General features: G+C 71.8%; 12 protein-coding genes. 1 reads left to right on the top strand and 11 read right to left on the bottom strand.

What is annotated here, in order from left to right; translation table 11 throughout:
- Positions 1 to 24 precede the first annotated feature (24 nt).
- From ABZ823_RS01600 to ABZ823_RS01635, 8 genes are all read right to left on the bottom strand, one after another.
- Positions 25 to 1,428 (bottom strand): hypothetical protein, encoded by a 1,404-nt coding sequence (locus ABZ823_RS01600; RefSeq protein WP_361652481.1) that lies wholly within the window; start codon positions 1,426 to 1,428, stop codon positions 25 to 27.
- A gap of 227 nt (positions 1,429 to 1,655) precedes the next feature.
- Complete coding sequence (locus ABZ823_RS01605) at positions 1,656 to 2,639, bottom strand: BadF/BadG/BcrA/BcrD ATPase family protein (protein WP_361652483.1); 984 nt, start codon at positions 2,637 to 2,639, stop codon at positions 1,656 to 1,658.
- A complete protein-coding gene (locus tag ABZ823_RS01610; protein WP_361652485.1) occupies positions 2,630 to 3,895 on the bottom strand; it encodes a 6-phospho-beta-glucosidase in 1,266 nt (421 codons plus the stop codon). The genes ABZ823_RS01605 and ABZ823_RS01610 overlap by 10 nt, the downstream gene beginning before the upstream one ends.
- Before the next feature lie 6 nt (positions 3,896 to 3,901).
- Entirely contained in the window at positions 3,902 to 4,798 is an 897-nt protein-coding gene (locus tag ABZ823_RS01615) for a carbohydrate ABC transporter permease (protein ID WP_361652487.1), read from the bottom strand.
- A gap of 2 nt (positions 4,799 to 4,800) precedes the next feature.
- Complete coding sequence (locus ABZ823_RS01620) at positions 4,801 to 5,742, bottom strand: sugar ABC transporter permease (protein WP_361652489.1); 942 nt, start codon at positions 5,740 to 5,742, stop codon at positions 4,801 to 4,803.
- 2 nt (positions 5,743 to 5,744) lie between these two features.
- Positions 5,745 to 7,082 (bottom strand): ABC transporter substrate-binding protein, encoded by a 1,338-nt coding sequence (locus ABZ823_RS01625; RefSeq protein WP_361652491.1) that lies wholly within the window; start codon positions 7,080 to 7,082, stop codon positions 5,745 to 5,747.
- 65 nt (positions 7,083 to 7,147) lie between these two features.
- Positions 7,148 to 8,359, bottom strand: a complete 1,212-nt coding sequence (locus ABZ823_RS01630) for an ROK family transcriptional regulator (protein WP_361652493.1) — start codon at positions 8,357 to 8,359, stop codon at positions 7,148 to 7,150.
- A 385-nt stretch (positions 8,360 to 8,744) separates the two neighbouring features.
- The gene (locus ABZ823_RS01635; protein ID WP_361652495.1) at positions 8,745 to 9,836 is read right to left on the bottom strand and encodes a mechanosensitive ion channel family protein; all 1,092 of its coding nucleotides are present in this window, start codon (positions 9,834 to 9,836) and stop codon (positions 8,745 to 8,747) included.
- A gap of 309 nt (positions 9,837 to 10,145) precedes the next feature.
- Between ABZ823_RS01635 and ABZ823_RS01640 the strand changes: the two genes are divergently transcribed.
- Positions 10,146 to 10,682, top strand: coding sequence for an HNH endonuclease (locus tag ABZ823_RS01640; RefSeq protein WP_361652497.1), 537 nt, complete (start codon positions 10,146 to 10,148; stop codon positions 10,680 to 10,682).
- Between the two features lie 129 nt (positions 10,683 to 10,811).
- Here the strand turns inward: ABZ823_RS01640 and ABZ823_RS01645 are convergent, their stop codons facing one another.
- Genes ABZ823_RS01645 through ABZ823_RS01655 form a run of 3 tightly spaced genes read right to left on the bottom strand, consistent with a single transcriptional unit; the run spans position 10,812 to position 13,371 of the window.
- Positions 10,812 to 12,158 carry an ABC transporter permease gene (locus tag ABZ823_RS01645; protein ID WP_361652499.1) on the bottom strand — a complete coding sequence of 449 codons (1,347 nt, stop codon included), beginning with the start codon at positions 12,156 to 12,158 and terminating at the stop codon, positions 10,812 to 10,814.
- Positions 12,155 to 12,841, bottom strand: a complete 687-nt coding sequence (locus tag ABZ823_RS01650; protein WP_361652501.1) for an ABC transporter ATP-binding protein — start codon at positions 12,839 to 12,841, stop codon at positions 12,155 to 12,157. Before ABZ823_RS01650 ends, ABZ823_RS01645 begins: the two co-directional genes overlap by 4 nt.
- The gene (locus ABZ823_RS01655; RefSeq protein ID WP_361652503.1) at positions 12,838 to 13,371 is read right to left on the bottom strand and encodes a PadR family transcriptional regulator; all 534 of its coding nucleotides are present in this window, start codon (positions 13,369 to 13,371) and stop codon (positions 12,838 to 12,840) included. Before ABZ823_RS01655 ends, ABZ823_RS01650 begins: the two co-directional genes overlap by 4 nt.
- Between the last annotated feature and the right edge of the window lie 111 nt (positions 13,372 to 13,482).

Below are 13,482 nucleotides of genomic sequence, written 5' to 3' on the forward strand. Positions count from 1 at the left end.
CTCTCGCCCGTCCTCCGAACGCTCTCACCGGTACTCCGAAAGCCTGCGCCCGATGCCCAGCACCGCGGCCGCCGCACCCAGCACCGCGAGGACCGCCGCGCCCAGCGGGAGTCCGGTCAGTGCGTCCAGGCCGTCGCCCGCCGCCTTCTGGAACTCGCTCTTCTCGTGGTCCAGCGCCTTCGCCAGGTTCGCGTCCACGCTGTCGAAGCACTCGCCGGTCGGCTGGTCCGCCTTCGAGCCGATCACCTTGTTCAGGGCCGCCTGGTAGTTGCCGTCGTCGTCGGCGGCCCGCGCCTGTTCGTGGCGCTGCTGCCAGACCTTCATATTGCCGGTGGCGGCCGTCACGGGCCCTCTGCCCGCCTGGTCGTCGGCGAGGGACCCGGCCTCGGCGAGACCGGCGGAAAGCGCCTTCATGTCCTGCGCGTACGCGTAGTCGTAGGCGTCCACGACCCTCCCGTTGGGCAGCTTCTTGGTCTCGGCGCCCCGGCTGACCAGCGTCAGGTTCTCGTTCCCCCGGGCGTTCAGGGAGGCGATGCGCGCGTCGTGCAGCACGTTCAGCGAGCGGACACCGTGGTCGTAGGAGGAGTCGAGCCCGGCGCGGGCGACGCTGTGGCCGACCACCAGCCACATCAGGACGATCGCGCAGGCGGCGGTGGCGGCGACCAGGCCCTGGTTCAGCACCCGGTTCGTGCGCAGGAAGTGGCGCCGCTGGGCCCAGCCGAGGGCGGTGAGCGCGAGCACACCGAGGACGAGGGCGAACCAGGGCTGCGGGGTCGCGTCCGCGTAGTCGGAGCGCAGCCGCTGGTTCTCCTTGGTGTACAGGTCCTGCGCGGCGGGGAGCATCTGCCCCCGCATCACCTCGTTGGCCGCCCGCAGATAGGCGCCGCCCACCGGGAAGCCCTGCCGGTTGTTGGCGCGGGCCCGCTCGACAAGCCCCTTGTACCGCGGGAGCAGCTTGTTGAGCTTGGCGATGGTGTCGGCGGCGGGGGAGCCGGGCTCGGCACCGGCGGCCGCCGTGACGAGCCCCGCGGCGGCGGTCTCGATGTCCTTCTCGTACCGCCTGGTGGTCGAGGCGGGCTCCTGACCGCCCGACAGGAAGCCGCCGGCGGCCGCCGTGTTGGCGTCCGCGAGGGAGCGGTAGATGTCGGCGGCGCCGGCGCTCAACGGCTGGCTGCTGTGCAGCACGTCGTCGGCGGCGTGGGAGCGGTCGGTCATCTGCCAGGCGGTGACGGCCCCGAAGGCGACGATCAGCAGGGCCAGGGCGGCGCCGATGACGCGCAGCCGGCCGGGCTCGGTGGTCGCGGCGGCCCGCAGCCGATCCGCGCCCTCGGCGAAGGCCGTGCGGCGCGGTGCCGGCGCCACGGACGGCGTGGCGGGCGGTGTCACGGGTGTCGCCGGTGGAGCGCCGACCCTCTGCGGATGTGTCACTTGACCTCCCCCATGGTCATCCGTCGGTCACCTCCGCCCGGAGCGCGGGGTCGGGCGCAGATGCACGGCGGCAAGTATCGCCGCCGGAACCGGCATCCGAACAGGCCTTTATGCGATCTTGTTTCCGGATCGCAGTGTTTGTGCGGAACGCCGGGCTCGCGGGCCCCCGTCAGACCACCCCTGCCCATGAATACGCGACGTGCGGGCGTTCGGTTCCCCTGGTGCGGTCAGGCTCCCGCCCCGTTTTCGTAGTGCTCCCGCACCCGCACATGGGCCTCCCACGGGGCCCGTACACGGTCCAGGCCGAGGAGAGCGGCGCCGAGCACCGGGCGGACCGTCACCACCTGGGGGACCGCCTTGGGGGCGCGGTCGGCCAGCAACGCGCGTATGCGGTCGTCGAGCTGGGGATGGCGGGCGGCCAGGATGCTGCCGCCGAGCAGGACCGGGGCCTCCTCGTCGAGGAGGTCCAGCCGGGTCAGCGCGACCGTCGCCATCGCGACCACCTCCTCCGCGAGCCGGTCGACGAGCGCGCGGGCCACCGGATCGCCGTCCACGGCCGTGGCGAACACCACCGGCGTCAGCTCGTGCCGCCGCTCGTGCGCGATGTGGTCCAGGTGGAGCGCCTCGATCAGCGCGTACATCGAGGCGAGCCCGAAGTGTCCGGGCAGGGTACGGGCCAGGGCCGTGGGGCCGCCCCGCCCGTCCTCCGCGCGCGCCGCCCACCACAGGGCCTCCTCCGCAAGGCCCCAGCCGCCGCCCCAGTCCCCGGAGATACGGCCGATCGCGGGGAAGCGGGCGGTGCGCCCGTCGGGGCGCATGCCGACGCAGTTGATGCCCGCGCCGCACACGACCGCCACCCCCCGGGGTTCGGCGACGCCGGCCCGCAGGATGGCGAAGGTGTCGTTGCGCACCTCGACGGTGGCGCCCCAGGCGCGTGCCTCCAGCGCGGCGGCCAGCCGTTCCTCCTCCACGGGGAGGTCGGCGTTGGCCAGACAGGCCGAGACATGGCCCACCGAGGTGACCCCGGCCTCGGCGAAGGCCCGTGCCACTACTCCGGCCAGGGCGTCCACGGCCGTCTTGACGCCCACGGCCGGCGGCCGGAACCCCCCGCCCCGGGCGGTGCCGATCACCTCGCCTCCGGGCGCCACGACGGCCGCGTCGGTCTTGCTGTTGCCCGCGTCGATGGCGAGGACGCTTGCGGTCAGGCCCACGCGAGGTGCTCCCGGTTGTGCGCGATCAGCTGGTCGGTGAGGGCGTCGGCGTATGCGTACTGCCCGATGAGGGGGTGGGCGAGCAGCGCCCGGAACACCCGGTCGCGGCCCCCGCGCAGCGCCGCCTCCAGCGCCAGGTCCTCGTACGCGCTCACGTTCGCCATCAGCCCCGCGTACAGCGGGTCCACCGCGGCCACCGGCAGGGGGGCCGGTCCGTGCGGTCCCACGGCCGCCTGCACCTCGATCACCGCGTCGTCCGGCAGCAACGGCAGGGTGCCCTTGTTGTACGCGTTCACCACCTGGTACGGCGAACCCCCGCCACCCAGCAGGGACGCGGCGAGGTCCACGGCCGCCTCCGAGTAGTAGGCGCCGCCCCGCTTGGCCAGCAGCGCCGGCTTCTCGTCGAGCGAGGGGTCCGCGTACATCCGCAGCAGCTCCCGCTCCATGGCGGCGACCTCAGCGGCCCGGGACGGCTTGGTGCGCAGCTCTCGTACGACCTCGTCGTGCGCGTAGTAGTAGCGCAGGTAGTACGACGGGACCACGCCGAGGCGGTCGACGAGGGAGCGCGGCAGGCGCAGATCGTCGGCGAGCGCGTCGCCGTGCTCGGCGAGCAGCTTGGGTAGCACGTTCTCCCCGGCGGGGCCGCCGAGACGCACACCGGTCTCCCAGGTGAGGTGGTTGAGCCCCATATGGTCGAGGTGCACGTCGGCGGGCGCGACGCCGAGGAGGGCGGCGAACTTCCGCTGGAAGCCGATCGCCACGTTGCACAGCCCCACCGCCCGATGGCCCTCCTGGAGAAGGGCGCGGGTGACGATGCCCACCGGGTTGGTGAAGTCGATGATCCAGGCCCTGGGGTTGGTGCGGCGGACGCGTTCGGCGATGTCGAGGACCACCGGTACCGTGCGCAGCGCCTTGGCGAGGCCCCCCGCGCCGGTCGTCTCCTGGCCGACGCAGCCGCACTCCAGCGGCCAGGTCTCGTCCTGCTCCCGCGCGGCCTGCCCGCCTACGCGCAGCTGGAGCAGCACGGCGTCGGCGCCCTCGACGCCCGCGTCCAGGTCGTCCGTCGTCACGATGCGCCCCGGGTGCCCCTGACGGGCGAAGATGCGCCGCGCCAACCCGCCCACCGGTTCAAGCCGTTCGGCGGCCGGGTCGACGAGGACCAGTTCCTCCACGGGCAGGGTGTCCCTCAGGCGCCCGAATCCGTCTACCAGTTCGGGTGTGTAGGTCGAGCCTCCGCCGACCACGGTGAGTTTCATGTGTTGCTAGCCCTTCACTCCGGTGAGCGTGACGCCCTCGACGAACGCCTTCTGGGCGAAGAAGAAGACGAGGATCACGGGGGCCATGACCAGCACGGTCGCGGCCATGGTGAGGTTCCAGTCGGTGTGGTGCGCGCCCTTGAAGGACTCCAGGCCGTAACTGAGCGTCCATGCGCCCGGGTTCTCCGAGGCGTAGATCTGCGGGCCGAAGTAGTCGTTCCAGGCGTAGAAGAACTGGAACAGCGCGACGGCGGCGATGCCCGGACGGGCCATCGGCAGGACGACCTTCAGCAGTGTGCGCAGGTCTCCGCAGCCGTCGACCTTCGCCGCGTCCAGGTACTCGTTCGGGACGGTCGTCAGGAACTGGCGCAGCAGGAAGATCGAGAACGCGTCGCCGAACGCCATCGGGATGATCAGCGGCCACAGGGTGCCCGACAGGTCCAGCTGCTTGGCCCAGAACAGGTACATCGGGATGACGATCACCTGAGGCGGCAGCATCATCATCGCGATCACCAGCATCAGCGCCAGGTTCCGGCCCCGGAAGCGGAACTTGGCCAGGGCGTAGGCCACTGGGATCGACGACACGACGGTCAGGACGGTGCCCAGGCCCGCGTAGATCAGAGTGTTCTTCCACCAGGTGAGGAAGCCGGGTGTGTCGAAGACCTTGCTGTAGTTGCCCCACTCCCAGGTGTGGGGGATCAGGTCGCGGCTGAGTGCCTGGCTGTCGCTCATCAGCGAGGTCAGGAACACGAACGCGAAGGGCAGTGTGAAGAAGAGGGCGGCGGCCACGCCGAGGGAGTGGACGGCGATCCACTCAAGGAGCGCCCTGCGGCGGGCGGTCCGCTCGGCGGGGGAAGCGGGAGCGGCCTTCAACTCGGCCGGTGCGTCCAGCACTTGGGTCATCGTCAGTCACCTGCCTGGATGAGACCGCCCCGGCGTCGCATCAGGAACGCGGTGAACACCATCGACAGGGCGAAGAGCACCAGCGCGACCACACACGCGGAGCCGTAGTCGAAGCGCTGGAAGCCGAGGTTGTAGACGAGTTGGGGGAGGGTGAGCGTGGACTTCTCCGGGTAGCCGGGCTCGAACTGGGTGCCCGCGCCCTGGATGACGCCCGATGCGACCTTTCCGGCGATCAGCGGCTGCGTGTAGTACTGCATCGTCTGGATCACCCCGGTGACCACCGCGAACATCACGATCGGGGAGATGTTCGGCAGCGTGACGTACCGGAAGCGCTGCCGGGGCGAGGCCCCGTCCAGCTCCGCCGCCTCGTACTGCTCCTTCGGCACGTCGAGCAGCGCGGCCATGAAGATGACCATCAGGTCACCGACGCCCCACAGAGCGAGCAGGGTCAGGGCCGGCTTGGACCATGCGGGGTCGTTGAACCAGCCGGGCGCGGGGATGCCGGCCTTCTCCAGGATCGAGTCGACCGGTCCTGTGCCCGGGTTGAGGAGGAAGGCGAAGGCCATCGTGGCCGCCACGGGCGGGGCCAGGTAGGGCAGGTAGAAGAGGGTGCGGAAGACGCCCGTGCCCGTCTTGACCTTGGTGACGAGCAGGCCCACGCCGAGCCCGAAGACGACCCGCAGGCTGACGGTCACGAGGACCAGCCACAGGGTGTTGCGCAGGGCGGGCCAGAACAGCGGGTAGCTCTGGAAGACATATGCCCAGTTCTTCGTCCCGCTCCAGGTCGGCGGCCGGAAGCCGTCGTAGTGCACGAAGGAGAAATAGACGGTGGACAGCAGCGGGTACGCGAAGAAGACCGCGAATCCGATCAGCCAGGGCGACATGAAGGCGGCGGTGCGAAGCGCCGCCCTGCGGCGCTTGGACGCGAGGGTGATCGTGCTCATGGCTACTTTGCCTGCGCGATGTCCGTGTCGATCTGCCGTGCCGTCTTCGCGAGGCCCGCCTTGAGATCCCTTTCCTTGCCGCTCTCGTAGTCGTAGCCGAACTGCTGGATCGTCACCAGGTACTGGCCGCCGTTGATCGAGGCGGGAGTCGTGGTGGAGTCCGGGTTCGCCGCGATGTCCAGGAACGTCTTGAAGCGCGGGTCGTACTTCAGCTCGGGGGACTTCAGCGCGGCCAGCGTGGAGGGCACGTTGTGGATGTCGTTGGCGAAGCCGACCACGGCGTCGGTGTCCGTGGTCATGTACTTCACCAGCTCCCAGGCCGCGTTCTGCTTCTTGCTGGTGGCGGCGATGCCGGCGATGGTGCCGGTGATGTAGCCCTTGCCGTACCGGCTCACCTGGTCGTCGGGTACGGGCAGCGGGGCGACCCCGATCCCGAACGTCGGCTTGGCCTCCTCGGCCATGCCCAGGCGCCACTCGCCGTCGAGCTGCATGGCGACCTGCCCGGTGTGGAAGGGGTGCTTGGGGCCCCACTCGTCGCCGAGGGTGGCGCGGTACTTCTCCAGCCTCCGGTAGCCGCCGAGTTCGTCGACGAGCCGCTTCTGGAGGGTGAATCCCTTGGTGAACGCCGGGTCCTTGGTGATGTTCGACTTGCCGTTCGCGTCGAAGTACGCCGGGGAGAACTGCGCGAAGTAGTGCTCGGTGGTCGTCTCCCAGCCGTGGTAGTCCGGCATGAACCCGAGCTGCTTGTAGCCGTCGCCGTCGGGGATCGTCAGCTTCTTGGCGTCGGCCTCGAACTCGGACCAGGTCTTCGGCGGGTTCTTGATCCCCGCCTTCGCGAAGGCGTCCTTGTTGTAGTAGAGCCCGTAGGCGTCGCCCAGCAGGGGAACCGTGCAGCGGTTGCCGTCGAACCGGGTGTACTCGTTCATCGCCTTCGGGAACGTCGTCTCCGGGTCGATGCCGGACTTCTCGAAGAAGGGGTTGAGGTCGACCAGCGCGCCCGAGGAGCAGAACTTGCCCACGTTGTTGGTGGTGAAGGACGAGATCACGTCCGGCGCCTTGTCGCCTCCCGTGCGCAGCGCCTGGTTGATCTTGTCGTCGGTCATGTTGCCGACGACGTTCACATGGATGTTGGGGCGCGCCTTCTCGAAGCCGTCGATCAGCGAGGTCACGGCCTTCACCTCGTTCGGCGCGCTCCAGGCGTGCCAGAAGTTGATCGTCGTCTCCTTGGAGGCGTCGTCGCTCGCGCCGGAGTCCGACTGGCCGGTGCAGGCGGTGGCCAGGAGCGCTATGGAGGCGGAGGCGGCAACAGCGAGAGCTGCTTTCCGGGACACTTCGGGCATGGCTGGGTCTCCCTGGGGCGGGCGGGGCGGTGAGGGAAAGAGGGCGAGGGGTCGGCTGTGAGAGGTCAGCGCGAGGTGTCGAAGACCTCGTCGCGGGTGGTCGCGAGGGCGCTCTCCAGCGCGCCGCGCAGCACGGGGTGTTCGCGTACGTCGCCGAGGATCAGGCGCGGTCTGGAGGCGGCCAGCTCCTCGAGTTCGGCCTGGAGCAGGGCCCGCAGCGGCTCGCCCCCGGCGGTGAGCGAGGCGCCGCTGAGGACGACGAGTTCGGGGTCGAGCACGGAGACGAGCGCGGCGAGACCCGTGGCGAGCCGGGTCGCGTACGTCTGGAGGAGGCGCCGTGGGGGGCCCGAGGCGCTGTCGGCGCCCCGGGCGACGAGGGTGGCGGCGACCTCCGTGTACGGGCCGGTGGGCACGTCCTCGACGCCGAGTTCGCGGGCCAGCCCGGGGAGCGCCTGGGAGCCTGCCAGTTCCTGATAGCCGCCGCTGTTGGCCCGGGTCACCTGGCGGACCAGGGGCGCGCCGGGCACCGGCAGGAAGCCGACCTCGCCGGCGCCGCCGGTCCAGCCGCGGTGCAGCCGTCCGCCGAGGACGAGCGCCGCGCCGAGACCGCCCTCGTTCCACAGCAGGACGAAGTCGTCGTGGCCCCTGGCCGCGCCCAGCCGCTGCTCGGCGAGGGCGACGAGGTTGACGTCGTTCTCGTACTCGACGGGCATCGGCAGGGCGGCGGCGAGTTCCTCGAGCAATGTCGGGGAGTGCCAGCCGGGCAGGTGGGAGGCGTAGCGGAGGCGGCCGGTGGTGGGATCGAAGGCGCCGGGGGTGCCGATGACCACCCGGTGCACGTCGGAGACGGCGAGCCCGGCGGCCTTCACGGCCCCGCCGAGGGCGTCGGTGACCTGCCGGGCGACGGGCCGGGCCGGGCGGCGGCCTGGGGTGGGCAGCTCGTACCGGCCGACCGTCCTGCCGGTGACGTCGGCGACGGCGGCGAGAATGCGCTCGGGGGTGACGTCGAGGCCGGCGACATGGGCGGCGGCCGGGTTCACCACATACAGCTGGGCGTTCGGCCCCGGGCGGCCCTCGCTGGTGCCGGTCATCAGGACGAGCCCGGCGGCTTCGAGGCGGGCGAGGAGCTGGGAGGCGGTGGGTTTCGACAGGCCGGTGAGCTTGCCGATGCGTGTGCGGCTGAGCGGACCGTGCTCCAGGAGGAGGTCGAGGGCGGCGCGGTCGTTCATGGCGCGCAGCACGCGCGGGGTGCCCGGCGTACCGGCGGATCCTGCCATGTGTGTCGCCACCTGCCTTTCAGCGGCCCAGCTTCGCAGCGGGGCCGCCGGGAAGTCCACCGGGTGAACCGTCAGGCCCGCCCATGGCCGGCCGGCCCTCCAAGATCACTGTTAGGAAAGTTTACTATTGGTGAGAGGAAAGTAGGCCCGGTGTCACGGGGGCGTCAATACCGGCCACGGGTGGCAACCAAGTCGTTACCTCCCCGGGATGCACGGTGAGGCGGCCCCCGGACACACCGCGAGGCGGCCCCCGGACGCACCGCGAGGCGGCCCCCGGACGCACCATGAGGCGGCCTCCGGACGCACCGCGAGGCGGCCCCGGGAAGCCCCCGGAAACGCCGAGAGGCGGCCCCCGGAGCACCCGGGAGCCGCCTTCGTGTGACCGCTACTTCGCCGGTGGCCGCACCGGCGGGATCGGGGCCGCAGCCTCCGACTGCGGCGAGGCGGTGTTCGCGTACGCCGACGGCGGCGCCAGCGTGGCCGTAGGATCGGCAGGCTCCCCGTCCACCGGGGCCGTGGCGCCGCCCACGATGGGGATGTCCGCCTCGTCGAAGGCCCGCTTGACGCGCCAGCGCAGCTCGCGCTCCACCGCCAGGGCCTTGCCCGGCATCGTCTTCGCCGAGACGCGGACCACCATCGAGTCCAGCAGCACACTGTCCAGGCCGAGCACCTCGATCGGGCCCCACAGCAGCTCGTTCCAGGGCTCGTCTTTGCTCATGCGCTCGGCCACCTGGTCGAGGGTCGCCTTCACCCGGTCCAGGTTCTCGCTCGCGCGGACGGTCACGTCCACCCCGGCCGTCGCCCAGCCCTGCGAGAGGTTGCCGATGCGTTTGACCTCGCCGTTGCGGACGTACCAGATCTCGCCGCCGTCGCCGCGCAGCTTCGTCACGCGCAGGCCGACCTCGATCACCTCTCCGGAGGCCACGCCCGCGTCGATGACGTCGCCGACGCCGTACTGGTCCTCCAGGATCATGAACACCCCGGACAGGAAGTCCGTCACCAGGTTGCGGGCGCCGAAACCGATCGCCACGCCCGCGACACCGGCGGAGGCGAGCAGCGGCGCCAGATTGATCTGGAAGGTGGACAGCACCATCAGCGCGGCCGTCCCCATGATCAGGAACGAGGCCACCGAGCGCAGCACCGAGCCGATCGCCTGGGAGCGCTGCCTGCGGCGCTCCGCGTTGACCAGCAGCCCGCCGAGCGCGGTGCCGTCCACCGCCTGGACCGTGCGGTTCATGCGCTCGATCAGCTTGGTGATCGCCCGCCGCACCACCACTCTCAGTACCGCCGCGACCACCAGGATCAGTACGACTCTGAGACCGATCGCGAGCCACGTCGACCAGTTCTGCTCGACCCAGCTTGCGGCGTTCGTCGCGCTCTGCTGGGCGTCCTGGAGCGTGGGAACCGCCGGAGCCGTCGTCTGCGAGGGCGACGGGGCCGGCGCGGCGCCGGCGGCCGATAGGGCGGGCAAGGACACGACAGGAACCTCCAGGTGCGGTGCAGCCTCTGCCTCCGGCTCCCGTGACCGAGGTCACGGGAAGGTCACCGGACGGCAGGAGCACCACACTAACGGGGCATCGTGTGGGGATCCGGCCGATGTCCCGAGGAGAGACCGTGCTCACCTGGGGAAGTAAGGGGGCGCGCAACGGGGGATGCTTTCGGTGTGGTCGAAAACACTCCCAGCCCGTTACCGGGACATGGTGGCGCTTCCACCAGGCATGAGGGGAGACTGGCTGCAGATCGTCCCGGCGCGAGCCACGCGCCGCCGGCGTACAAGGAGGCATCCGTGCCGCACGTCCTGGTCCTCAACGCGTCGTACGAGCCACTCGGCGTCGTACCGCTCCGCCGCGCGCTCGTCCTCGTCCTCGAGAACAAGGCCGTATGCCTCGAGGAGTCCGGCGCCTACATGCACAGCGCAACCGTCACTGTCCCCGCACCCAGCGTGGTCCGGCTGAAGCGATTCGTGCGGGTTCCCTACCGGGGGCCCGTTCCTCTTACCCGTCGTGCGCTCTTCGCGCGTGACGGCGGCCGGTGCATGTACTGCGGTGGCGTCGCAACCAGCGTCGACCACGTCATTCCGCGCAGCCGCGGTGGTCAGCACGCCTGGGACAACGTGGTGGCGTCCTGCCGCCGCTGCAACCATGTCAAGGCCGATCGGCATCTCTTCGAGATCGGCTGGCGGCTCCGCCACAAACCCGCCCCACCCACCGGTCTGGCCTGGCGCATCATCGGCACCGGGCATAGGGACCCGCGCTGGCTGCCCTACTTGCAGCCGTACGGCGCGGACGACGCCCTGGCCCGGATCGACGGCATCTCCGCCTGAGGTCCGGGCCTTCGCGTTCCCCGAGCGGGCCCCGCGCCTCGGGTACGGGGCCCGCTCGGGTGTGCCCCGCCGCCGGTCCCGCCCCGGGAGTCCCCTGTGCTCCCGGGGCCGGACGCGCCGGCGGAAGTGTCATGCGTGACGCAGCTCCGCCGGCCTGAGGGTGCGGCGCAGCAGGGGCAGGGACGTGGCCGCCGCCAGCAGGCAGCCCGCGTACACCACGAACGGGACGAGCAGCGGCACCAGCGGCAGGGACGTTCCGCCCCCATAGGCCACGAGCGCGTACCAGGTGCTGACGCCCATGCCCCCGAGGCCCGCCAGGGCGACCGCGGGCGCGAGTGGCAGGGCGGTCTCCAGGAGCAGCGCCCGGGCCAGTACGGCGGCCGGGACCCCGGCGGCGGCCTGCGCGGCCAGCCCCCGACGGCGGGTGGCCAGCGACTCGGCCGTGCCCACGGCCAGGCCGGAGAGCGTGATCATGAGGGCCAGCAGCAGCGCGACCCCGGTCAGGTCGACACCGGTCGTGTAGAAGGAGACGTCCACGGCGAACGACTCCGGGTCGCGCTGCCGCAGGATGTCCAGCAGCACCTGCCGCACGCCCATGAACCCGGTCCCCACGACGGTCACCAGCAGCACGGCCGCGTGGGTGCGGGCGGCGGTCCAGGGGTCGTCGCGCAGCCGTTCCGCCGCGATCAGCACCGCGGGGTCGCCGGTCCGTTCCGCGAGGCGGCGGCCGACGCGTCGGGAGGTGATGCCGGTCAGCCAGACGGCGCACACTCCCGTGCCGACCACCATGGACAGCACCAGCACCGGGGCCGTGGCGAAGCCGCCGAAGGAGGACGGCGCCACGAGTATCCCGGCGATCAGAAGGCCCGACGCCACGAGCGGCAGCAGCGGGCCGGGGCCCCGCCCGGCTCGCGGGCGCACCCGGCGCACCCTGCCCAGCGGCTCCGCGACCACCCGCCGCAGCGCCACCACGCTCACCAGCGCCCCGAGCACCGGCACCGCCACGGCGGCCAGGGCGCACGCCGCCCACAGCAGCGCCGGCGCGTCCGGCCACCGGCGTGAAAGGAGCAGCACGGAGAAGGCCGCGGCGAGCACCGAGCCCACCAGGCAGGCCAGGCCCGCCTCCAGCGCGGCGATCCGCCGCACCTGGCCCGGCGCGGCCCCCGCCAGCCGCAGCCGGGCCAGCCGCCGGTCACGGTGCACGGCACCGATCCGGGCGCACTGGGCGAGAAAGCCCAGCACGGGCACCAGCAGCAGGAGCAGCGTCAGGACGATGCCCCCGCGCTCGCCCGGGTCGTTCAGCAGTCCGCTCGCGAGCGCTATCCGGTGGTGCCCCCGTAGCGCGGCCACCGCGGCGGCGGCCAGCCCCAGCCCGGTGGCGAGCGCGGCGCCCACCGCGGTCAGCAGCACCCGCCACCACTCCCGCCGGTCCGAACCGCGGGTCAGCAGCCAGGCCAGACGCAGTTCCCCGCTCATCGCGCCACCTCCGCGGCCTGTTCCGCCACGACTCCGTCACGCAGCGTGACCTCACGGTCGGCGTACGCCGCCACCTGGGCGTCGTGCGTGATCAGCAGCACCGCCGTACCCGAGGCTCGGGCCGCCCGCGTGAGCGCGGTCATCACCTGCTCCCCGGCCAGGGAGTCCAGGGCGCCGGTGGGCTCGTCCGCGAACACGACCTTCGGCCCGGTCACCAGTGCCCGGGCCAGGGCGACCCGCTGGGCCTGCCCCCCGCTCATCTCGCCGGGCCGCAGTGACTGCTGCTCCAGCACTCCGAACCGCTCCAGCCACTCGGCGGCCCGTTCCCGCGCCGCCCGGCGGGCCACGCCCGCGACCAGCAGCGGCAGCGCCACGTTGTCGATCGCGGTCAGTTCCGGGACGAGCTGCCCGAACTGGAACACCACCCCGAACTCCGTGCGCCGCAGCTCGCTCAGCCGGGATTCCGCAAGCGCGCCCAGGCTTTCGCCCGCGTACTCGACCGTGCCCGAGTCCGGGCGGACGATCCCCGCGAGACAGTGCAGCAGCGTGGACTTGCCGCTGCCGCTGGCCCCGGTCACGGCGAGGATCTCGCCCGCGTGCAGCTCGACGGAGGCGCCGCGCAGCGCCGGGGTGGAGCCGTGCGCCTTGCGCAGATCGCGGCCCGTCAGAAGAGGATGGGTCATGCGGTGTCGACCTCCGCGGTCAAAGAGGTGAGCCGTGCCGCCGTCGTGGCCATCCAACGGAGGTCGGCGTCAAGGTGGTTGAGGGCGTAGTCGGCCGAGAGCACCGTCGCGAGATCGGCGCCCGGCGCCGTCTTCACCGCGGTCAGCTCCCGCATCCGCGCCTTGTGCGCGGCGCGTTGGGCCGTGAGGTACGCGGCCGCGTCCCCCGACGCGAGGATCGCGACGACGACCTTGGCGAAGATCTCGTTCGTGACGAACGGCGCGGGCGGGGTGATCTCCTCGGCCCAGCGGGCCAGTTCGCGTGCGCCCGCGTCCGTGGAGCGGTACAGCGTGCGCTCCGGGCCGCCGTCGGAGTCGGTTCCCTCGACCTCCGCGAGGCCGTCACGGACCAGGCGTTGCAGTGTCGTGTAGACCTGCCCGTAGGCCAGGGGCCGCGCCTGCGGGAACCGCTCGTCGTGCCGCCGCTTGAGGTCGTAGCCATGGCTCGGCCCCGCGACGAGCAGCCCGAGGAGGATGTGACGGGTGCTCATGGAGATCAGTATGTACTACGTACCTGTACTGAGTGAATAGTCGGCGGGATTACGCCGCGAGGAGCGTGCGCGGACCCCGGGCAAGCCGGTACGGTCTGTGGCGAAACGCAC

Origin of the sequence: Streptomyces sp. NPDC047079 (assembly GCF_040643755.1) — a bacterium.
GTDB lineage: Bacteria > Actinomycetota > Actinomycetes > Streptomycetales > Streptomycetaceae > Streptomyces.

What these genes read in the sequence shown, in the direction of transcription:
- ABZ823_RS01615 (WP_361652487.1), bottom strand. Translation starts at nt 4,798, where the DNA reads ATGACCCAAGTGCTGGACGCACCGGCCGAGTTGAAGGCCGCTCCCGCT.
- ABZ823_RS01625 (WP_361652491.1), bottom strand. Translation starts at nt 7,082, where the DNA reads ATGCCCGAAGTGTCCCGGAAAGCAGCTCTCGCTGTTGCCGCCTCCGCC.
- ABZ823_RS01620 (WP_361652489.1), bottom strand. Translation starts at nt 5,742, where the DNA reads ATGAGCACGATCACCCTCGCGTCCAAGCGCCGCAGGGCGGCGCTTCGC.
- ABZ823_RS01645 (WP_361652499.1), bottom strand. Translation starts at nt 12,158, where the DNA reads ATGAGCGGGGAACTGCGTCTGGCCTGGCTGCTGACCCGCGGTTCGGAC.
- ABZ823_RS01610 (WP_361652485.1), bottom strand. Translation starts at nt 3,895, where the DNA reads ATGAAACTCACCGTGGTCGGCGGAGGCTCGACCTACACACCCGAACTG.
- ABZ823_RS01650 (WP_361652501.1), bottom strand. Translation starts at nt 12,841, where the DNA reads ATGACCCATCCTCTTCTGACGGGCCGCGATCTGCGCAAGGCGCACGGC.
- ABZ823_RS01655 (WP_361652503.1), bottom strand. Translation starts at nt 13,371, where the DNA reads ATGAGCACCCGTCACATCCTCCTCGGGCTGCTCGTCGCGGGGCCGAGC.
- ABZ823_RS01630 (WP_361652493.1), bottom strand. Translation starts at nt 8,359, where the DNA reads ATGGCAGGATCCGCCGGTACGCCGGGCACCCCGCGCGTGCTGCGCGCC.